The organism is Actinosynnema sp. NPDC091369, from assembly GCF_044757065.1.
In the GTDB taxonomy this organism is placed as follows: Bacteria; Actinomycetota; Actinomycetes; order Mycobacteriales; family Pseudonocardiaceae; genus Actinosynnema.
Genome location: NZ_JBIVUG010000006.1, coordinates 229,392 through 247,998, shown reverse-complemented (window position 1 = coordinate 247,998; position 18,607 = coordinate 229,392). Strand labels below are relative to the sequence as shown.

Annotated in this window: 20 protein-coding genes; 6 read left to right on the top strand and 14 right to left on the bottom strand. The window is 72.2% G+C overall.

Annotation, left to right across the window (positions count from 1 at the left end; all coding sequences use genetic code 11):
• Positions 1-14 precede the first annotated feature (14 nt).
• Both ACIQMJ_RS24305 and ACIQMJ_RS24300 read right to left on the bottom strand, forming a co-directional pair.
• Complete coding sequence (locus ACIQMJ_RS24305; RefSeq protein ID WP_499763293.1) at positions 15-956, bottom strand: oxidoreductase; 942 nt, start codon at positions 954-956, stop codon at positions 15-17.
• 21 nt (positions 957-977) lie between these two features.
• The gene (locus ACIQMJ_RS24300) at positions 978-1,436 is read right to left on the bottom strand and encodes a hypothetical protein (protein WP_499763292.1); all 459 of its coding nucleotides are present in this window, start codon (positions 1,434-1,436) and stop codon (positions 978-980) included.
• A 131-nt stretch (positions 1,437-1,567) separates the two neighbouring features.
• Between ACIQMJ_RS24300 and ACIQMJ_RS24295 the strand changes: the two genes are divergently transcribed.
• Complete coding sequence (locus ACIQMJ_RS24295; RefSeq protein ID WP_170232416.1) at positions 1,568-2,209, top strand: TetR/AcrR family transcriptional regulator; 642 nt, start codon at positions 1,568-1,570, stop codon at positions 2,207-2,209.
• Between the two features lie 48 nt (positions 2,210-2,257).
• Complete coding sequence (locus tag ACIQMJ_RS24290; protein WP_499763291.1) at positions 2,258-3,190, top strand: LLM class F420-dependent oxidoreductase; 933 nt, start codon at positions 2,258-2,260, stop codon at positions 3,188-3,190.
• Here the strand turns inward: ACIQMJ_RS24290 and ACIQMJ_RS24285 are convergent.
• The 7 genes from ACIQMJ_RS24285 to lpdA all read right to left on the bottom strand — a co-directional run bounded on the left by ACIQMJ_RS24285 (position 3,175) and on the right by lpdA (position 10,186).
• Positions 3,175-3,636 (bottom strand): ArsR/SmtB family transcription factor, encoded by a 462-nt coding sequence (locus tag ACIQMJ_RS24285; RefSeq protein WP_499763290.1) that lies wholly within the window; start codon positions 3,634-3,636, stop codon positions 3,175-3,177. The two genes, ACIQMJ_RS24290 and ACIQMJ_RS24285, sit on opposite strands and share 16 nt — an antisense overlap.
• 1 nt (position 3,637) lies before the next feature.
• Entirely contained in the window at positions 3,638-4,489 is an 852-nt protein-coding gene (locus ACIQMJ_RS24280) for a hypothetical protein (protein WP_499763289.1), read from the bottom strand.
• Positions 4,490-4,541: 52 nt separating this feature from the next.
• Positions 4,542-5,285, bottom strand: a complete 744-nt coding sequence (gene lipB / locus ACIQMJ_RS24275) for a lipoyl(octanoyl) transferase LipB (protein ID WP_499763288.1) — start codon at positions 5,283-5,285, stop codon at positions 4,542-4,544.
• Positions 5,272-5,871, bottom strand: coding sequence for a phosphatase PAP2 family protein (locus ACIQMJ_RS24270; RefSeq protein ID WP_499763287.1), 600 nt, complete (start codon positions 5,869-5,871; stop codon positions 5,272-5,274). Before ACIQMJ_RS24270 ends, lipB begins: the two co-directional genes overlap by 14 nt.
• Complete coding sequence (locus ACIQMJ_RS24265) at positions 5,868-6,752, bottom strand: TIGR01777 family oxidoreductase (protein WP_499763286.1); 885 nt, start codon at positions 6,750-6,752, stop codon at positions 5,868-5,870. Before ACIQMJ_RS24265 ends, ACIQMJ_RS24270 begins: the two co-directional genes overlap by 4 nt.
• 239 nt (positions 6,753-6,991) lie before the next feature.
• Positions 6,992-8,761: a 2-oxoglutarate dehydrogenase, E2 component, dihydrolipoamide succinyltransferase gene (sucB, locus tag ACIQMJ_RS24260; RefSeq protein WP_499763285.1), complete on the bottom strand. Its 1,770-nt coding sequence runs from the start codon at positions 8,759-8,761 to the stop codon at positions 6,992-6,994.
• A gap of 54 nt (positions 8,762-8,815) precedes the next feature.
• Positions 8,816-10,186: a dihydrolipoyl dehydrogenase gene (gene lpdA / locus ACIQMJ_RS24255; protein ID WP_499763284.1), complete on the bottom strand. Its 1,371-nt coding sequence runs from the start codon at positions 10,184-10,186 to the stop codon at positions 8,816-8,818.
• 176 nt (positions 10,187-10,362) lie between these two features.
• Here lpdA and ACIQMJ_RS24250 point away from each other — a divergent pair, with 176 nt between their 5' ends.
• On the top strand, positions 10,363-10,683 hold the full coding sequence (locus ACIQMJ_RS24250) for an oxidoreductase (protein WP_387488583.1): 321 nt from the start codon (positions 10,363-10,365) through the stop codon (positions 10,681-10,683).
• 77 nt (positions 10,684-10,760) lie between these two features.
• Here ACIQMJ_RS24250 and ACIQMJ_RS24245 read toward each other — a convergent pair whose 3' ends face one another.
• Entirely contained in the window at positions 10,761-11,330 is a 570-nt protein-coding gene (locus tag ACIQMJ_RS24245) for a TetR/AcrR family transcriptional regulator (RefSeq protein ID WP_499763283.1), read from the bottom strand.
• Between the two features lie 49 nt (positions 11,331-11,379).
• On the opposite strand from ACIQMJ_RS24245, the gene ACIQMJ_RS24240 reads away from it, so the two are divergent.
• Positions 11,380-11,988: an NAD(P)-dependent oxidoreductase gene (locus ACIQMJ_RS24240; RefSeq protein WP_499763282.1), complete on the top strand. Its 609-nt coding sequence runs from the start codon at positions 11,380-11,382 to the stop codon at positions 11,986-11,988.
• A 25-nt stretch (positions 11,989-12,013) separates the two neighbouring features.
• On the opposite strand, the gene ACIQMJ_RS24235 is transcribed toward ACIQMJ_RS24240, so the two are convergent.
• Entirely contained in the window at positions 12,014-13,510 is a 1,497-nt protein-coding gene (locus ACIQMJ_RS24235) for a leucyl aminopeptidase (protein WP_499763281.1), read from the bottom strand.
• A 194-nt stretch (positions 13,511-13,704) separates the two neighbouring features.
• On the opposite strand from ACIQMJ_RS24235, the gene ACIQMJ_RS24230 reads away from it, so the two are divergent.
• Entirely contained in the window at positions 13,705-14,913 is a 1,209-nt protein-coding gene (locus tag ACIQMJ_RS24230; RefSeq protein WP_499763280.1) for an APC family permease, read from the top strand.
• A gap of 166 nt (positions 14,914-15,079) precedes the next feature.
• Positions 15,080-16,180, top strand: a complete 1,101-nt coding sequence (locus ACIQMJ_RS24225) for a branched-chain amino acid aminotransferase (RefSeq protein WP_499763279.1) — start codon at positions 15,080-15,082, stop codon at positions 16,178-16,180.
• Between the two features lie 113 nt (positions 16,181-16,293).
• Here ACIQMJ_RS24225 and ACIQMJ_RS24220 read toward each other — a convergent pair whose 3' ends face one another.
• The 3 genes from ACIQMJ_RS24220 to cobU are packed head-to-tail and all read right to left on the bottom strand — an operon-like array spanning position 16,294 to position 18,589.
• Positions 16,294-16,998, bottom strand: coding sequence for an adenosylcobinamide-GDP ribazoletransferase (locus tag ACIQMJ_RS24220; RefSeq protein WP_499763278.1), 705 nt, complete (start codon positions 16,996-16,998; stop codon positions 16,294-16,296).
• The gene (gene cobT / locus ACIQMJ_RS24215; RefSeq protein ID WP_499763277.1) at positions 16,998-18,035 is read right to left on the bottom strand and encodes a nicotinate-nucleotide--dimethylbenzimidazole phosphoribosyltransferase; all 1,038 of its coding nucleotides are present in this window, start codon (positions 18,033-18,035) and stop codon (positions 16,998-17,000) included. Before cobT ends, ACIQMJ_RS24220 begins: the two co-directional genes overlap by 1 nt.
• Entirely contained in the window at positions 18,032-18,589 is a 558-nt protein-coding gene (gene cobU / locus ACIQMJ_RS24210; RefSeq protein ID WP_499763276.1) for a bifunctional adenosylcobinamide kinase/adenosylcobinamide-phosphate guanylyltransferase, read from the bottom strand. Before cobU ends, cobT begins: the two co-directional genes overlap by 4 nt.
• Positions 18,590-18,607 lie beyond the last annotated feature (18 nt).

Here is an 18,607-nt window from a genome sequence, read left to right as displayed (position 1 = left end):
ACCTCAACCCTACGTCACGAGGGGTCGGGCGCGACGCCCGTGAGCTTGGCCGTCAAGTCCCACAACCGGCTGGCCGCGAGCTCGTCGCGGGCCGCCGTGGTGGACCCCGCGCGGGCCGGGTGGCCGCGCGTCTCGCGGAACCCGTCCGGGCCGTAGTAGCCACCCGGCTCGACGTCCGGCGACGTCGCCGCGTAGAGCTGCGGCAACGCCCCGACCTCGACCGACTGGGAGAAGAAGTCGCTGATCTTGGTGCCGAGCCCCAGCAGCGGGTTGCGCCGCGCCCGCGCCATGTTGGCGCTCAGCTCGGTGGCGGTGATGCCGGGGTGCGCGGCGACGGACGTCACGTCCAGGCCGGCGGCCCGCGTGCGGCGGTCCAGCTCCCGGGCGAACAGCAGGTTCGCCAGCTTGGACTGCCCGTACGCGCCCCACGACGTGTACCGGCGCACCTCGTAGTTCGGGTCGGCCAGGTCGAGCCGGCCCGCGGCGTGGGCCAGGCTGGACACGGTGACCACGCGCGCGCCCGGCCGCGTGCGCAGCGCGGGCATCAGCAGCCACGTCAGCGCGGCGTGGCCGAGGTGGTTGGTGCCGAACTGGCGCTCGAAGCCGTCGGCGGTGCGCCCCAGCGGCACCGCCATCACGCCCGCGTTGTTGACCAGCACGTCCAGCGCGTCACCGGTGCGCTCGCGCACCTGCGAGGCGGCGGCGCGGATCGACGCCAGGTCGGCCAGGTCCAGCGGCACCAGCTCGGCCTTGCCACCCGTCGCGAGCACGCGCTCCAGCGCGCGCTGCCCGCGTTCGGGGGACCGGCAGGCCAGCAGGACGTGCGCGCCCTTGCCCGCCAGCACCTCTGCGGTGCGCAGGCCGAGGCCCGAGTTGGCCCCGGTGACCAGCGCGGTGCGCCCGCTCTGGTCCGGGATGTCCGCGGTGTCCCACTTCCGGGCGTTCCACTTCGGCATGGGTCAATACCTACCAGGCGGTCAGGCGCTCTTGGCGAGCCTGCGGTGCCTGCCCGCCACGACACCGGGCCGCGTGCGGACCAGGTTCGTGAACGCCGCGCCGACCCGGGCGATCTCCGCGGCCGGCTCGGACAGCTCCGCGAGGCCCGAGGTGAGGGCCAGCATGCGCTGCTCGCGCTCGACCGCCTCGGTGGACGTCAGGTGCGCGTCGAGCACGGCGCGCAGCACGGGCTGCTCGGCGGCCAGGCCGCGCCACGTGCGGGCGACGGTCTCGACCCGGTCGTCGTCGCTGTCCTCCAGGGCCGCGCCGAGCCGCCCGGTGAGCTGCTGCATCCAGCGGTAGTGCAGGGCCAGGAGCAGCTCGTCCTCGGTGGCGAACAGGTCGCGGTCGAACTTCAGGGGTGCCGCGGGATCCCCCGCCGCGGCGCGGAGCACGGCGTCCAGAGCGTCGCGCCGTCGGTAGAAGTCGGACCAACTCATGATCACGCCCTCCTCTCGTGGTGACCGGCGTCATACCCCAGGTCTTTCGCATACCGGCGGTATGGCCGATGAGGCGAACATACCACGAGTACGTACCGTCGGTATGTCGTACGGTTGTGAACGTGGTGACAGTGCGGTCGAGGCGGTTGGACTACTCGGAGTCGACGAGGCAGGCCCTCGTGGACAGTGCCGTGGAGTTGTTCACCAAACGCGGTTACGCAGGCACTTCGCTGGACGAGGTGGCCAAGCGGGCGCGGCTGACCAAGGGCGCGCTCTACCACCACTTCAGCGGCAAGCAGGCGCTGTTCGAGGCGGCCTTCGACTCGGTCGAGACGAAGTTCATCGAGAAGCTCGGCGAGATCGTCAGCGCGCCCGGTGACCCGTGGGAGACCGCCATCGCGGGCCTGCGCGCCTACGTGCGGGTCTGCCTGGAGCCCGCCTACCAGCGGATCGTGATCCACGAGGCCCCGGTGGTGATGGGCTGGGAGCGCTGGCGCGAGGCCGAGGAGCACTTCAGCTACGGCCTGCTGCGCTCCACGATCGAGGTCTTGGTCACATCCGGCGAGCTGGAGCAGCTGCCGGTCGAGACCATGAGCCGCCTGCTGTTCGGCGCGCTGTCCGCGGGCGCGAGCACGATCGCCGGCGCGTCCGACCCCCGCAAGGCCAGCGCCGAGGTCGAGCGCACCATCGTCCGGGTGGTGGAAGGTCTCCGGGTCCGGACCGACGTCCCGCCTCCCGTCGAGGACAAGCGCTCGCGGTCCCGCCGCCGGTGAAGGCGCTCGGATCGCGACGGGCCCACCCGTCGGACTAGCGTCAAGCGAGTGGAACTCCGCATCTTCACCGAGCCCCAGCAAGGGGCCTCCTACGACGACCTGCTGGCGGTGGCGCGCACCGCCGAGGCCGCGGGCTACGGCGCGTTCTTCCGCTCCGACCACTACCTCAAGATGGGTGACGGCGACGGCCTGCCCGGCCCGACCGACGCCTGGATCACGCTCGCCGGCCTCGCCCGCGACACGAGCACGATCCGCCTCGGCACGCTGATGACCGCCGCGACGTTCCGCCACCCCGGCCCGCTGGCCATCTCGGTGGCGCAGGTGGACCAGATGTCCGGTGGCCGGGTCGAGTTCGGCTTCGGCGCGGGCTGGTTCGAGGCCGAGCACACCGCCTACGGCCTGCCGTTCCCCGCCACCGGCGAGCGCTTCGAGCGGTACGAGGAGCAGCTGGAGATCATCACCGGCCTGTGGAACACGCCGGTCGGCCAGACCTACGACTTTTCCGGCAAGCACTACACCCTCGCCGACTCGCCGGCGCTCCCCAAGCCCGCGCGACGCATCCCGGTGCTGATCGGCGGCACGGGCCGCAAGCGCACGCCCGCGCTGGCCGCCAGGTTCGCCGACGAGTTCAACCTCCCGTTCCAGTCCGTCGGCACCGCCACCGAGGTGCTGGCCCGCGTGGACGCCGCGTGCGCCGAGATCGGCCGCGACCCGAAGGAGATCACCCGCTCCGCGGCCCTCGTGGTGTGCGTGGGCCGTGACGACGCCGAGGTCGCCCGCCGGGCCGCCGCCATCGGCCGCGAGGTGGCCGAGCTGCGCCGGAACGGCCTGGCCGGCACGCCCGACGAGGTGGTGGACAAGCTCGGCTCGTGGCGCGACGAGACCGGCATCGGCCGCGCCTACCTCCAGGTCCTCGACCTCGCCGACCTCGACCACGTGGAGCTCATCGCGGAGACCGTCGCGCCTCAGCTGCGCAGCTGACCGGCGACGTCCGACGCGGCGGTGAGCAGGACGAGCACGGGCACGGTCGCGGCCTGCCGCAACCGGTAGCTCCCGCGCTTGTCCTGCTCCACCACGCCGGACGCCGTCAACGCCTTCAAGTGGTGGTACAGCTGGCCGGTCGACCCCAGCCGGGCCGCCTCCTGCAACGCCGTCGCGGGCTGCCCGCCCCGCGCCAGGAGCGTCCGCACGATCTCCACCCGCACCGGGTGCGCCAACGCGGACAGCACCTCGATCCGGGGCCGGTCCGGCAACGACAGCACGTGCTCCGGCGTCACGTCCACCCGCCACGACACCCGGCCGTCCCCCGCCGCGACCTGCCCCCGGCCCAGCTCGGCACCCGCGAGTGCGTCCCGCTCGTCGCCCTCCAACGCGGCCACGCGCTGTTCCAGCTCGGCAAGTCGCTGCACCAGGTCCACCGCGGTCATCCTACGAGAGGCTCACCTGGAATCCCCGCAGCGCAGCGGGCTCCACCAGGGCCGTGCGCACCAGCTCGGCCAACTCCCCGGCCCGCGCCTGCCACCCCTCGTCGACCTCCCGGACCAGCACCGCCGCACTGCCCTCCGGCACCTTCAAACCGACCGCCACGACCCCCGGCAGCACCCCGACCACCACACCGTCGAGCGCCTTCCGGCACGTCCGCTCCACCTCCGCCGCCGTGCCCGCCCACGTCCCCCGCGCCCACGAACGACGACCCTCATGCGTCACGTCGGGGAACCGCCCGAGCGCCTCGAGCTGCAACCGCGGGTCGCCCAGGTACCGCTCGACCTCCACCGCCCGCCCGAGCACCAACCGCAGCACCTCGGCCGAGAACGCGGGAACCCCCACACCCAACCGCCGCCCCAGCCAGTCCCCGGCCGCGAAGTCCCCGTGCCGCACCATCACCGACACCAGGTCGCCCACCGTCACGAACCGCTGCGGCTCGTCCGCCACCACCCCGTTCGTGGACGCGAGCCCCAACGCCCGCAACGCCGCCTGGTGCGCGCCGCCGTCGAGCCCCAGGTGGTACTGCTCCCACTCCGCGACGCGCACCCGCTCGTCCGCCGCGACGCCACCCTCTCCGTACGCGGCCAGGTGGGACAGCATCCGCACCGCCGCCAACGGCTGCCGCTCGTGCGGCCGGTGCACGACCCGCCCGCCGCGCCCGTCGAGCACCACGGCCACGTGCCGCCGGTTCGCCCGCACCCAGTCCAACCAGCTCTCGGACGCGACGCCGGGCAGCACCGTCGCGACACCGGCCACCCCGCACGCTCGGAACAGGTGCCGTCGAGTCAGGAGCACGACGATCTCCCTCCAGTTGTCCGTAATTCCGGAACACCAGAGGGTAGACCCGTCAGCCCGCCTGGACCGCGAACGTCACCCCGGCCGCCACCGGCTGCTCCCGCACGATCGTCCGATCGGTCAGCGGCAGGTCGCCGTTCAACGCGTCCACCACCGCCCGACGGGCCAGCGGCAGCACCTCGGCCACCGTCACGTCCCGCCCGAGCTCGTGCGACAACGACGCCACCCCCGCGTCCCTGATCCCGCACGGGATGATGTCGCCGAACGCCGCCAGGTCCGCATCGCAGTTGATCTCGAACCCGTGCATCGTGACGCCCCGCTGCACCCGGATCCCGATCGCCGCGACCTTGCGCTCGCCACCCCGGTCGTCGGCCGGGATCCACACGCCGCTGCGCCCCTCGACCCGACCCGTGCGCACGCCCAGCTGGTCGCACACGTGGATCAACGCCTGCTCCAACCGCCGCACGTACTGCACCACGTCCAACGGCTCGGCCAGCCCCACGATCGGGTACCCGACCAACTGCCCCGGCCCGTGCCAGGTGATCTTCCCGCCCCGGTCCACGTCGATGACCGGCACGTCACCACCCCGGGGCCGCTCCTCGGCCTCGGTGCGCCGACCGCACGTGTAGACGGGCGGGTGCTCCAGCAGCAGCAGCGTGTCGCCGATCGCGCCGTTCGCGCGCGCCTCGGCGAGCTCCCGCTGCAGGTCCCACGCGGCCAGGTAGTCGATGGTGCCCAGCTCGCGCACCTCGATCGGATCCGTCGAGGTGCGGCAGGAAAGGTCAGGACTGCTCACGTCTCGACACTACGCCCACGGGCACCAGCCGAAGGGCGCGGGAGACGACCATCCCCACCCCCACCACCGCCAACACCGCGCCGACCGTGTCGGTGAACCAGTGCATCTCCAGCACGACCCGACTGGCCGCCGTCAGCACCACCGCCGTGCACGCCAACACCACCGCGACCCTCAACCACCGACGGGCCAACCACGCGCACAGCACCACCCCCGTGAACACCACCGACGTCACCGCCGTGACGTGCCCGCTCGGGTACGCCCACTTCGGGAACTCGATCGGCCGGACCCGCTGGTACCAGTACCGGGCGAACACCGTCGACCAGCACACCGCCAGCAGCACCGCGCACCGCGCCAACAACGGGTCCTTCGCCAGGAACGCCCGCAACGCCAACGAGGCCAACGCGATCGTCGCCAACCCCGGGCTGAGCACGAAGCTCACCACCGCCGACACGTCCACCAACCCGGGCCCCAGCCCCACCGCCTTCTGCCGCAGCCCCTCGTCCACCGCGGGAGGCGCGTGCCGGACCGTGAGCCCCAACACCACGGAGGCCAGCGCCAGCACGACGCCGACCAGCGCCCCGATCACCTCTCGACGGCCGCCGCGACGGCCGCCCCGAGCGCCGGGTGCAGGAACTGGAACCCCCGCTGCTCCAACACCCGCGGCACCGCCCGCTGACCGGCCAACAACCCCTCCTCGGCCATCTCGCCCAGCACGGCCTTCAACGCGAACGCCGGCGCCACCCACGGCGTGGGCCGGTGCAACGCGTGACCGACCGTCCTGGTGAACTCCGCATTCGTCACCGGACCGGGCGCCGTCACATTCACCGGCCCGGACACGTCATTCTCCACCAGGAACCGAATAGCCGCCGTCACGTCGTCCAACGAAATCCACGGCATGTACTGCCGCCCATCACCCAACCGCCCACCCAGGAAGAGCGTGAACAACGGCCTGATCTTCCCGAACAACCCACCCGAAGGACTGATGACGAGCCCCGTGCGCATCGTCACCACCCGGGCGTGCCCCTCGGCCGCCGCCGTGGCCGCCTCCCACTGACGGCACAACCCCGCCAGGAACCCCGTCCCCGACGGACTGGACTCGTCGACCACCTCGTCCCCGGTGTCGCCGTAGTACCCGACCGCACTGGAGTTCACCAGCGCCGGCACCCCGTGCTCCACCACCGCCGCAGCCAACACCTCCGTGGGCACCGTGCGACTGTCCAACAACACCTGCTTGCGCGCGTCACTCCACCGCTTGTCCGCCACCCCCGCCCCGCAGAGGTTGACCACCGCGTCGACCCCGTCCAACGCCCCACCGTCGATCCGCCCGGCCGGCGGATCCCACCCACGCTCATCCGGCCCCGAGGGCCGCCGCCGAACCAACCGCAGGACCTCGTGCCCCCCACCGCGCAACGCGGCAACCACACTGGTGCCGATCAACCCCGACGATCCCGCGATGACAACCCGCATGCGTTGATCGTCTCGCAGCAGGGCGCCGGTTGCACAGCGGCAGTCGTGTCACCCCCGCCACCTCACACCCCGTCACCCGCGAAACCCGGACCCCGACCCAACCGGAACATTGAAGGGCAGTGGGGGCATCCTGCTGATCTGCCCGTCCCGCGAGGACTTTTTCAATCTTTGTCTTTTATCTCTTCCGCAAACCAAAAGCCGCCCCCCACCAGGGGAGCGGCTTCCGGTCAATCCGAAAATCAGAGCCCGAGGTCAGCCTCGAACGACCCCTCTTCCAACCGGTTCTTCACCGTCGTGAGGAACCGACCGGCGTCCGCGCCGTCCACCAGCCGGTGGTCGTACGTCAGCGCGAGGTACGCCATGGAGCGGATGGCGATGGTGTCGTCACCGTTCTCGTCCGTGATCACCACGGGCCGCTTCTTCACCACGCCCACACCCAGGATGCCGACCTGCGGCTGCTGGATGATCGGCGTGTCGAACAGCGCGCCGTTGCTGCCCAGGTTGGTCAGCGAGAACGTGCCACCGGTCAGCTCGTCGGGCGTGAGCTTGTTGGCCCGCGCCCGCGCCGCCAGGTCGCCGATCTTGTGCGACAGCCCGGCCAGGTTCAGGTCGCCCGCGTTCGCGATCACCGCGTTGAGCAGACCCCGCTCGGTGTCGATCGCGATACCCAGGTGCTCGGCACCGTGGTACACGACCTCCTTCTTCTCCTCGTCGATCGACGCGTTCAGCACCGGGTGCTGCTTGAGCGCCTCGACCGCCGCCTTGGCGAAGAAGGGCAGGAACGTCAGCTTCGTGCCCTCGCGCTGCTCGAACGCGGCCTTGGCCTTGTTCCGCAGCCGGGCGATCTTGGTGACGTCCACTTCGAACACCTGCGTGAGCTGCGCCGAGACCTGGAGCGACTCACGCGTGCGCTGGGCGACGATCTGCCGCAGCCGGGGCAGCTTCTGCACCGTGCCGCGCTTGCCGCTGGTGTCGGCCGGAGCCGACGCGACCCGCTGGGCGGGGGCGGACGCCGCCGGCTTGGGGGCCTCCTGCTTCGGGGCCTTCTTGGCCTCGACCGCCGCGAGCACGTCCTGCTTGCGGATCCGGCCGCCGACACCCGTGCCCTTGAGCGTGGCCAGGTCGATGCCGTTCTCCGAGGCGAGCTTGCGCACCAGGGGCGTCACGTAGGGCGCGCCGTTGGCGGACTCCTCCGCCTCCTGCTTCGGCTCGGACTTCGGCGCTTCCTGCTTCGGCGCGGGAGCCTCCTGCTGGGGGGCTTCCTGCTGGGGAGCCTCCTGCTGGGGGGCTTCCTGCTTCGGCGCGGGAGCCTCCTGCTTCGGGGCTTCCTGCTTGGGCTCCGGCTTCGGCGCTTCCTGCGCCGCCGGCGCGGGCGAACCCGACCCGATCACCGCGAGCCGACCGCCGACCTCGACGGTCTCGTCCTCACCGGCGGTGATCTCCAGCAGCGTGCCCGCCACCGGCGACGGGATCTCGGTGTCGACCTTGTCGGTGGACACCTCCAGCAGCGGTTCGTCGACCTCGACCGAGTCGCCGACGGCCTTGAGCCACCGGGTCACGGTGCCCTCGGTGACGCTCTCGCCCAGCGCGGGCATGGTCACCGGGGTGCCCTCGGCCGACCCGCCGGACTGCGCCGGCGCGGCCTCCGCCCGGGGCTCGGGAGCCGACTGCGGCTCGGGCTCGGACTGCGGCTCCGGCTGCGCCTCCTCGGCCGGCGCGGCAGCCTCACCGGCGGTCGAGTCGGACGAGTCGGACGACGCCCCGGAGTCCGAACCGTCACCGATGACGGCGAGCTCAGCGCCGACCTCGACGGTCTCGTCCTCCTGGGCGACGATCTTCTGGAGCACGCCCGCCGCGGGCGACGGGATCTCGGTGTCGACCTTGTCGGTGGACACCTCCAGCAAGGGCTCGTCGACCTCGACGCGGTCACCCTCCTGCTTCAACCAGCGGGTGACCGTGCCCTCGGTGACGCTCTCGCCGAGTGCGGGCATTTGGACGGAGAAGGCCATCGTTCGCTGACTCCTCGTGCGTGGGTCGGGGATCGGCTGACTGGGGTGCGACGGTCAGCCGTGCACGTGCAGCGGCTTGCCGGCCAAGGCGAGGAAAGCCTCGCCGAGGGCTTCTGTCTGGGTCGGGTGGGCGTGGATCAGCGGAGCCACGTCCTCGGGGTAAGCCTCCCAGCTGTAGATGAGCTGGGCTTCACCGATCAGCTCGCCGACCCGCTCGCCGACCATGGTGACACCGACCACCGGGCCGTCGGGCGCCTTCACGAGCTTGACACCGCCGGCGGTCTTCAGGATCTGGCTCTTGCCGTTGCCCGCGAGGTCGTAGACGAACGTCTCCGCGGAACCGTACTTCTCCTTGGCCGCGGCCTCGGTCAGACCCACCGACGCGACCTCGGGCTTGCAGTAGGTGACGCGCGGGATGCCCGCCTCGTCGATGACCTTGGGGTTCTGCCCGGCGATGTCCTCGGCGACGAAGATGCCCTGCTGGAAGCCGCGGTGCGCGAGCTGGAGGCCGGGCACGATGTCGCCGACCGCGTACACGCCGGGCACGCTGGTGCGCAGCCGCTCGTCGGTGATGACGAAGCCGCGCTCCATCTTCACGCCGGCCTCCTCGTAGCCGTGGCCCGCCGTGTTGGGCCCGCGGCCGACGGCGACCAGCAGCAGGTCGGCGTCCAGCACGTCGCCGGACTCGAGCGTGACCGACACGCCCGACTCGGTCTGCGTCGCGCCGGTGAACTTCACGCCGGTCTTGAACTTGATGCCGCGGCGGCGGAAGGCGCGCTCCAGCTGCTTGGACGCGTACTCGTCCTCGGCCGGGACCAGGCGGGGCAGCGCCTCCACGATGGTCACGTCCGCGCCGAAGGAGGACCACACGCTGGCGAACTCGACGCCGATCACGCCGCCGCCGAGCACGACGACCTTCTCCGGGATGAAGTCCAGGTTCAGCGCCTGGTCGCTGGTGATGACCCGGCCGCCGATCTCCAGGCCGGGCAGGCTGCGCGCGTACGAGCCGGTCGCCAGGACCACGTTCTTGCCGGTGTAGCGCTGCCCGTCCACCTCGACGGTGTTCGGGCCGACGAACGTGCCCGCGCCCTCGACCAGGGTCACCTTGTTGGCCTTGACCAGGCCCTGGAGTCCCTTGTAGAGGCGGCTGACCACGCCGTCCTTGTACGAGTTGACGCCCGCGATGTCGATGCCCTCCAGCGAGGACTTCACGCCGAACTGGTCACCCTCGCGCGCGTTGTCCGCGACCTCCGCCGCGTGCAGCAGCGCCTTGGTGGGGATGCAGCCGCGGTGCAGGCACGTGCCCCCCAGCTTGTCCTTCTCGACCAGGATGACGGACAGGCCGAGCTCGGCCGCGCGGAACGCGCAGGCGTAGCCGCCCGAGCCGCCACCGAGGATCACAAGGTCGGCGGAGGTGTCGGTCACGGATTCTCCCTGGAGAGCTTGATGCCTTACTCCGCGCGGGTGCGCGCGTGTAGTTGCCATCTTGTCACTACCGCGCGAACGGCCGCGACGCGGTGTCGGTCTTGGGGCGATTTGCCCCCACCTTCACACGTGCGCCGGCACCATGGTCGGCAGAGGTCCTTGCAGGAGGTGGCCCGGTGGGGCTGTTCGACCGTTTTCGCAGGAAGCAGCGGCCCGGCGTGCTCCGATCGGCCACGTCCACGGACACCGGCCACCTGGAGCAGTGGGCTGCCGCGCGCCGGGGCGTGGAGGCGTACGTCGAGCCGAAGACGACCGTGACGGACACCACGATCGTGCTCGTCGCGCACGACGGCGAGTGGACGCGCCGCCGGATCGACGGCACCGAGGGCGCGAAGAAGCTCGCCAAGAAGCTGGAGATCCCGATCTACGACGCGGGCATCGTCGGCTACCCGAAGCGGATGCGGGAGTACTCGCGCCGCAAGAACCAGGGCGCCTGACGGGCGTGCCGCGCGGAGCTTGACCACGGGCGCGAACCCCGCCCCGCGTCGCCCGCCTTCGCGGCAGCCCGCCCGCGTCAGTCTTGCCCGATTCCGTCCCACAACGTCCTGACCAGCGCTTCCGGATCTCCCGGCCGATCCGAGAAGAACCCCAGGAACGCCTGGTAGTGGCACGCGCCCAGGAGCAGGTCCGCCGCCGACGCCGGCTCGACCCCCGCCGGCAACCGCCCCAGCGCCCGCTCCGCCTCCAGGTACCGCGCCAGCGTCTCCGGCACGGTCGCCGGACCCACCCCGTGCGCCTTCAGCGCCTCCCGGTGCGCCGCCAGCAACGCCGGCTCGGAGAAGATCGACGCGGCGATCGGGAACGTCTCGACGTAGAACGCGATCGCGGCGCGCGCGATGTCGACCAACGTCTCCCGCACGTCGCCGCGCCCGGCCTCCAACCCCGCCAGCAGCCCCGTCAGGTCGCTCGGCGCGCGTTCCCGGAGCACGGACAGGAACAGCTCGGTCTTGTCCGCGAAGTGCTTGTACAGCGCCGCTTCCGAGAATCCCGCCGCCTTGGCGATCTCCTTCGTGGTCGCCCGCGCGAGCCCTTTGGTGCGCATGACGTGGGCCGCCGCGTCGAGCATGCGGTCGCGTGTGGTCATGGGGCTACCCTAGTGGTTAGTGAGTACTCACTAACGGAAGGGCGGACCCATGCGCATCACGGTTCTGGGAGCGAGCGGGGGCACCGGCTCGAAGATCGTCGAGCTGGCCCGGGAGGCGGGGCACGACGTCACCGCGATCGTGCGCACGCGCAACGGCCGCGACACGGTGGCCGACGTGATGGACCCCGACTCGATCGGCCCGCACGTGGCCGGCGCGGACGCCGTCGTCTCGGCGATCGGGTCGCGGGCGGCGCTGAAACCGACGTCGGTGCAGACCGACAGCACCAGGTCGGTCGTCCTGGCGATGAAGGCGCACGGCGCGCGCCGGCTCGTCGTGGTCAGCAACAGCGGCATGGTGACCGACGGCGACGGCCCGTTCACGCGGTACCTGGTCAAGCCGGTCCTGCGCCGGGTGCTCAGGCACCCGTGGGGTGACATGGCGCGGATGGAGGACGTCGTGCGCGCGAGCGGTCTGGAGTGGACGATTGTCCGCCCGCCGCAGCTGACGGACGGTCCGCGCACGGACGCGTACCGCACGGCGGTGGGCGCCAACGTGCGCGGGGGCATGCGGGTGTCCCGGGCCGACCTGGCGGCGCTGGTGGTGCGCTGCCTGGCCGACCCGGGAACCGTCCGTCAAGCGATCAGCGTGGCGAACTGAACCTCGCGGGTCCGTAGGTCGCGGGTCAGCCGTTCGCCGCGATGTCGGCCAGCACCGCCGCCAGGGTGCGCACCGGCACGCCGGTGCCGCCCTTGGTGGTGTACCCGTACGGCCCGCCGGTGTGGAACGACGGCCCGGCCACGTCGATGTGCGCCCACGTCACGCCCTCGGCCACGAACTCGCGCAGGAACACGCCCGCGGCGAGCATGCCGCCGAACCGGTGCCCGGCCACGTTCGCGATGTCGGCCACCTTCGAGTCGAGGTCGCCGCGCAGCTCGTCCGGCAGCGGCATGGCCCACGCCTGCTCGCCCACCGCGCGCCCGATGGCGGCCACGCGGTCGCGGAACTCCTCGGTGCCCATCACGCCGGCCGTGCGCTTGCCCAGCGACACGACCTGCGCGCCGGTCAGCGTGGACGTCTCGATCAGGTAGTCCGGGGCGTCCTCGCAGGCGCGCACGATCGCGTCGGACAGGATCAGCCGGCCCTCGGCGTCGGTGTTGAGCACCTCGACGGTCTTGCCGCCGTACATGGTCAGCACGTCGCCGGGCCGGTAGGCGGTGCCCGACGGCATGTTCTCCGCCATCGGGGCCCACGCGGTCACCTCGAGCGGGTACTTCAGCTTCGCGGCCAGCACGACGGTGGCGATCACGGCCGCCGCGCCGCCCATGTCCGAGGTCATCTCGTCCATGCCCGCGGCCGGCTTGATCGAGATGCCGCCGGTGTCGAACGTGATGCCCTTGCCGACCAGCGCGACCTTCTTGCCCGCCTTCGGGCCGCGGTAGGTGATGCGCACCAGGCGCGGGGGACGGCTGGAGCCGCCGCCGACGCCGAGGATGCCGCCGAAGCCCTGCTTGCGCAGCGCCTTCTCGTCCAGGATCTCGACCTCGAGGCCCTCGGCCTTGGCCAGCGCGGCGGCCCGGTCCGCGAAGGAGGCGGGGAACAGGTCGTTCGGCGGGGTGTTGACCAGGTCGCGGGTCGCGGTGACGGCCTCGGCGATCGCGGTGGACGCCTTGAGGGTCGCGCGGTGCGCCCGGATGTTGCCCTCCGCCGGCGCGACGAGGTCGACGCGCGCGACCGGGCCGTCGCCCTTGTTCGACTTGTAGGCGGTGAACGAGTACGCGCCCAGCAGCGTGCCCTCGACGGCGGGGCCGAGGTGCAGGCTGCTCAGCGTGGTGACGGCGCGCTTGCGGCCGGAGAGGGCGCGGGCGGCGGCGCCGGACGCGCGGCGCACCTGCTCCTCGGTGACCGAGCCGTCGTCGGCGGGCTTGCCGAGGCCCACGGCGAGCACGACGCGCGCGCTGAGCTTGCCCAGCGCGGGCACGGTGACGACCTCCTCGGCCTTGCCGCTCGCGCCGACGGCGTCGAGCACGTCCAGCAGCGCGCCGTCGAACGCGGCGTTCACCGCTTCGGAGCCGGCGGCGAGCGCGAGGCCGTCCGGTCCCTGGACTGTGCCCACCACAACGGCGTCGGCGGTGGTGCTGCTCGGGTCACTGTCGGTGATGGCCAGCTTCGGCGCGGTCACTGCGGCTCCTTGACGGGGTCCTCCCGGCGCTTCCTGGTCGTGCGGCGGGATGGGGGTGATGGTGACGAATGCTAAAGGTCCCGTTCACACAGATGGCCGCCGCACCTTCGATCGCAATGAGTAACAATTAACACGAACGGGGGTCGACCGGCCGGGCGTTAGCAGTCACCCGGTTGATCTGAGACTGTGTACCGGTGACAATCACGCCCCGTGTCGGAGCAGTGGCGCTCGCCCTCGGCGCGACGCTGGGGGCCGGTGTGTTCACCGGTTTCGCCCCCGCCGCGGCCGTGGCGGGCCCCTGGTTCCTCCCCGGTCTCGTCTTAGCCGCGGTGACGGCGTTGTGCTGCGCCTTCTCCACCGCGGACCAACACCGCGCGTACCCGGACGCCCCCGGCGGGTACGCCTACATCCGCAATCAACTCGGGCCGTGGCCCGCGCGCATCGGCGCGAGCGCGCATTTGGTGGGCAGAGCGGGGATGGCGGCGGCGCTGGCAGGGATGTTCGGCGCGTACGTCGTGCCCGACCACCGGGTGGCGGCGGCCGTGGGGCTGATCGTGGTGACGGCGGCGCTGGGCGCGGCCGGGGTGCGGTGGAGCGCCGGGCTGAGCGTGGCCGCGGCGGGTGTGGTGCTCGGGGTGCTCGCGCTGGTGGTGCTGGTGTGCTTCTCCGTGGCGCCGCCGGAGAACCCGGCGGTGGACGGCGGGGGCGGGCCCGGTTTCGACGGGCTCATGGCCGCGTCGCTGGTGCTGTTCGCGGCGTTCGTGGGGTTCGAGCGGGTGACCGCGCCGCGCGGCGGTGACCGGGTGTTCTCGTCGCGGGTGCTGCACATGGCCGTGCCGGTGGTGATCGGTGTGGTGCTGCTGGTGTGCATCGGGGTCGGCGCGGCGCTGCTGCGGCAGCTCGGGTCGGCGCGGCTGGCGTTGTCGCCCGCGCCGTTGCGGGACGCGCTGGTCGTGGCCGACGGGGCGTGGCTGCTGCCCGTGCTCGCGGTCGGCGCGGGGGTGGCGGCGGTGTCGTCGCTGTTCTTCGTGCTGGGGTCGGCGCGGCGGACCCTGGTCGGGTTGGCCGAGACCGGTGACCTGCCGCCGATCCGGGCCGGGTGGCCGCTGGAGGTGGTGAGCGCGGCGCTGGCGGTGGGCGCGGTGGTGGCGCTGCCGCCGTCGACGACGTTGGCGGTCGGCGCGTGCGGGACGGCGTTCTACTACGGCTTCACGAACGCGTCGGCGCGGGTGCTGCTGCAAGAGGATCGGACGTGGCCGATGCGCACGGCGTGCCTGGGGCTCGGGCTGTCGGTGCTGCTGGCGATGAGCGCGCCCGCCGGGGCGTTGGCGATCACCGGGGTGGGGATCGCGGTGGGCACCGGGTTGCTCGGGCTGGGGCGGGTGCGGCAGCCGGTGGGGTGAGGTTCGGCCGGGCTGTGGAGCCGGGCTGCACGGTGGCTGCACGACCGGCTGCACGATGGCGTCACGCCCGCCGTTCGCGAAGGGTTTTCGCCTCTTTTGGATGGTTGGATGTCCGAGCGTCGGGACGGCGATTTTCTGACGTCCCACCGGCGGCTATCGTGCTGCCATGACGACCGCGTTGCCTTTCACCCGGACCCCCAACCCGCAGCCGGCGACCCCGGAGCGCGTTGCGGAGGTACTTGCCAAGCCGGGCTTCGGGCAGCACTTCACCGACCACATGGTGACGATCCGCTGGAACCAGGAGCAGGGCTGGCACGACGCTGTCGTCGAGCCCTACCACTCGCTGGAGCTCGACCCGGCGGCCATGGTGCTGCACTACGGCCAGGCGATCTTCGAAGGGCTCAAGGCATACCGCCAGCCCGACGGTTCGATCGCGTCCTTCCGCCCCGAGGCGAACGCCGAGCGCTTCCGCGCGTCGGCGCGCCGGTTGGCGATGCCCGAGCTGCCCGACGAGCTGTTCCTGGAGTCGATCCGGGAGCTGCTGGCCGTCGACGAGCGGTGGGTGCCCGCCATCCCCGAGGAGTCGCTGTACCTGCGGCCGTACCTGTTCTCCACGGAGAAGGGGCTGGGCGTGCGGCCGGCGAAGGAGTACCTGTACGTGCTCATCGCCTCGCCCGCCGGGTCGTACTTCGCGGGTGGGTTGAAGCCGGTGACGGTGTGGTTGTCGACCGAGTACGTGCGCGCGGCCCCCGGTGGTACCGGCGCGGCGAAGTTCGCGGGCAACTACGCGGCGTCGCTGGTGGCGCAGGCGCAGGCCGCCGAGCAGGGCTGCGACCAGGTCGTGTGGCTGGACGCGGTGGAGCGCCGGTGGGTCGAGGAGATGGGCGGGATGAACCTGTTCTTCGTCCTCGGGTCCGGTGACGACGCGCGGGTCGTGACGCCGGAGCTGTCCGGGGCGCTGCTGCCCGGGATCACGCGTGACTCGCTGCTGCGGCTGGCGGCCGATTTCGGGTACGCGGTGGAGGAGCGGCGGATTTCCACCGAGGAGTGGGAGAAGAAGGCCGAGTCCGGGGAGCTGACCGAGGTGTTCGCGTGCGGGACGGCGGCGGTGATCACGCCGGTCGGGCACGTGAAGCACGCGGATGGGGAGTTCTCGGTTTCCGGCGGGCGGACCGGTGAGGTGACGATGAAGTTGCGGAACCACCTGACGGGTATCCAGCAGGGATTGGTCGAGGACCCGCACGGGTGGATGGCGAAGATCAACTGAGTGCGGTTTCATTTCGGCTCGGTGGTGCGGCCCGGCTCGATGTGACATGGGCCCTTACGGGCACTCCAGCCTAAAGTACCCGAACCCATGTCACATCGAGCCTTTGTGATTTCTTAGAGTGCGTTGATGGCGAGGACGGTGATGGTTGCCGTTTCGCAGGCTGCGCCGAGGACGTCGCCGGTGATTCCGCCGAAGCGTTCGCGGGTGTGGCGGATCAGCAGGATCGTCAGGGCGGCGGCCAGGGCGATCGACAGTGGGCCTTGCCAGGGGTGGATGAAGTAGCCGGCGGTGGCGAGGGCGGTCCACCAGAGGGCGGCGATCCACGGTGGTTGGGTTCCGGCGACGAGGGCGCCGAGGCCGTTGGGGCGGGCGGCGGGGATGCCTCGTCGGCAGCAGAGGATGAAGGCGGCGCGGCCGGCGGTCAGGGCCAGGACGGCCGCTCCCCAGTGGACCGTGGGGAAGGCGGCGGCTTCGGCGCCCAGGATGACGATCAGGGCCACGACGGCGAAAGGGCCCGCGCCGCCGTCCTTCATGACGGCGAGGGCGCGTTCCGGTGGGCCGTAGCAGCCGAGGCCGTCGGCGGTGTCGGCCAGGCCGTCCAGGTGCATGCCGCGGGTGGCCAGGGCGAGGAAGCCGACGGTCAGGAAGCCGGCGACGAGGTCGGGCAGGGGGAGTTGGAGGAGCGCGACGACCGCCGCGCCCAGGAGGAGGCCGACGAAGGGGGAGAAGGCGATGGCCCGTTGTGCTGCCCGCGCGTCGACTTCGTTCGAGCCGACGCGGACGGGCAGGACGGTGAGCCAGGAGAGCGCCAGGCGCATCAGGCGGGTCCGGAGATGCCCGCGCTGTCGAAGGTCGCCATCTCGGCCAGGATGCGGGTGGCCATCACGACCAGGGGGAGCGCGGCCACGGCGCCGGAGCCCTCGCCCAGGCGCATGTCGAACTCCAGCAGCGGGTCGAGGCTCAGGTGGCCCAGGGCCAGGGTGTGGGCGGGCTCGGCGGAGCGGTGGCCCGCGACCCACCAATCGCGGGCGCCGGGGGCCAGTTCTTCGGCGACGACGGCCGCCGCGCCGACCACGACGCCGTCCAGGATGACCGGGGTCTTGCGGACGGCGGCCTGGGCCAGGAAGCCCGCCATGGCGGCGATGTCCGCGCCCGAGGAGGCGGCCAGGAGCGCCACCGGGTCGTTGATGACCGGGCGGGCGCGGCGCAGGGCGTCGCGGATGGCGGCGGTCTTGCGCATCCAGCCCTGGTCGTCGATGCCGGTGCCCCGGCCGACGACGGCGACCGGTTCGGAACCCGTGAGGGCGGCGATGAGGACGGCGGCCGGGGTGGTGTTGCCGATGCCCATGTCGCCGGCGATGAGGAGGTCCGCGCCGCCGTCGACCTCGTCGTCCACGAGCTTGCGGCCCACCTCGACGGCCCGCTCGGCCTCCTCGACGGTCAGAGCGTCCTCGCGGTCGATGGAGCCGGAGCCGCGGCGGACCTTGAAGTCGCCGACGGCGGTCTCGGAGTCGACGGCCAGGTCGACCACGCGGACGGTGGCGCCGGCGACGTTGGCCAGCACGTTCACCGCGGCGCCGCCCGCCAGGAAGTTCGCCACCATCTGGCCGGTGACCTCGGGCGGGTAGGCGGAGACGCCGTGCTGGGCGACGCCGTGGTCGCCCGCGAAGACGACCACGCGGGGACGGGTGAAGGGGCGGGGCGGGCACTCGCCCTGGCAGGCGGCCACCCACGCGCCGAGGTCTTCGAGCCTGCCGAGCGAGCCGACCGGCTTGGTGAGCACGGCCTGCCGGGCCAGCGCCTCGGTGCGCGCGTGCTCGCTCGGCGGCTCGACGGACGGGAACTCGATGGTCACCGACTACCTCCGGGTTCGCGCAGTCGCAGTGGGATTCCGGCGACGACCAGCAGCACCTCGTCGCAGACCTCGGCCAGCCGCGCGTTGAGCGAGCCGAGGTGATCGCGGAAGAGCCTGCCAGAGTGGGTGCCGGGCACGACGCCCAGGCCGACCTCCGCCGAGACGAGGACCAACCGGGCGCGGGTGTTCGCCACCGCCCGGACCAGTGCCGCGCACTCCGCCTCGACCTGGGCCATGCCGTGGCCCTCCCAGGCCCCCGCGTCGTCCAGCACGCCGTTGAGCCAGGTCGCCACGTCGTCCACCAGGATCGGCGGGTCGGCCTCGCTGGTGGCGGTGAGCAGGGCGATCAGGTCGCTCGGCGCGGGCGCCTCCACCGTCGTCCAGGTGGCGGGGCGGCGGGCGACGTGCTGGGCGATGCGCAGCTCCCAGTCGGCGTCGTCGGGGTAGCGGCGCGCGGTGGCGACGTAGGTCACGACGTCCTCCGCGAGCAGCCCTTCGGCGTGCGCGGACTTGCCCGAACGCGCGCCGCCCAGCACCAGTGTCCGACGCGTCACACCGCACTCCATCCGTTC

Bases quoted from the DNA above. Each gene is read 5' to 3' on its own strand.
- ACIQMJ_RS24225 (WP_499763279.1), top strand. From the start codon at position 15,080: ATGACGACCGCGTTGCCTTTCACCCGGACCCCCAACCCGCAGCCGGCG.
- ACIQMJ_RS24300 (WP_499763292.1), bottom strand. From the start codon at position 1,436: ATGAGTTGGTCCGACTTCTACCGACGGCGCGACGCTCTGGACGCCGTG.
- ACIQMJ_RS24305 (WP_499763293.1), bottom strand. From the start codon at position 956: ATGCCGAAGTGGAACGCCCGGAAGTGGGACACCGCGGACATCCCGGAC.
- sucB (WP_499763285.1), bottom strand. From the start codon at position 8,761: ATGGCCTTCTCCGTCCAAATGCCCGCACTCGGCGAGAGCGTCACCGAG.
- ACIQMJ_RS24240 (WP_499763282.1), top strand. From the start codon at position 11,380: ATGCGCATCACGGTTCTGGGAGCGAGCGGGGGCACCGGCTCGAAGATC.
- ACIQMJ_RS24285 (WP_499763290.1), bottom strand. From the start codon at position 3,636: ATGACCGCGGTGGACCTGGTGCAGCGACTTGCCGAGCTGGAACAGCGC.
- ACIQMJ_RS24220 (WP_499763278.1), bottom strand. From the start codon at position 16,998: ATGCGCCTGGCGCTCTCCTGGCTCACCGTCCTGCCCGTCCGCGTCGGC.
- ACIQMJ_RS24265 (WP_499763286.1), bottom strand. From the start codon at position 6,752: ATGCGGGTTGTCATCGCGGGATCGTCGGGGTTGATCGGCACCAGTGTG.
- ACIQMJ_RS24245 (WP_499763283.1), bottom strand. From the start codon at position 11,330: ATGACCACACGCGACCGCATGCTCGACGCGGCGGCCCACGTCATGCGC.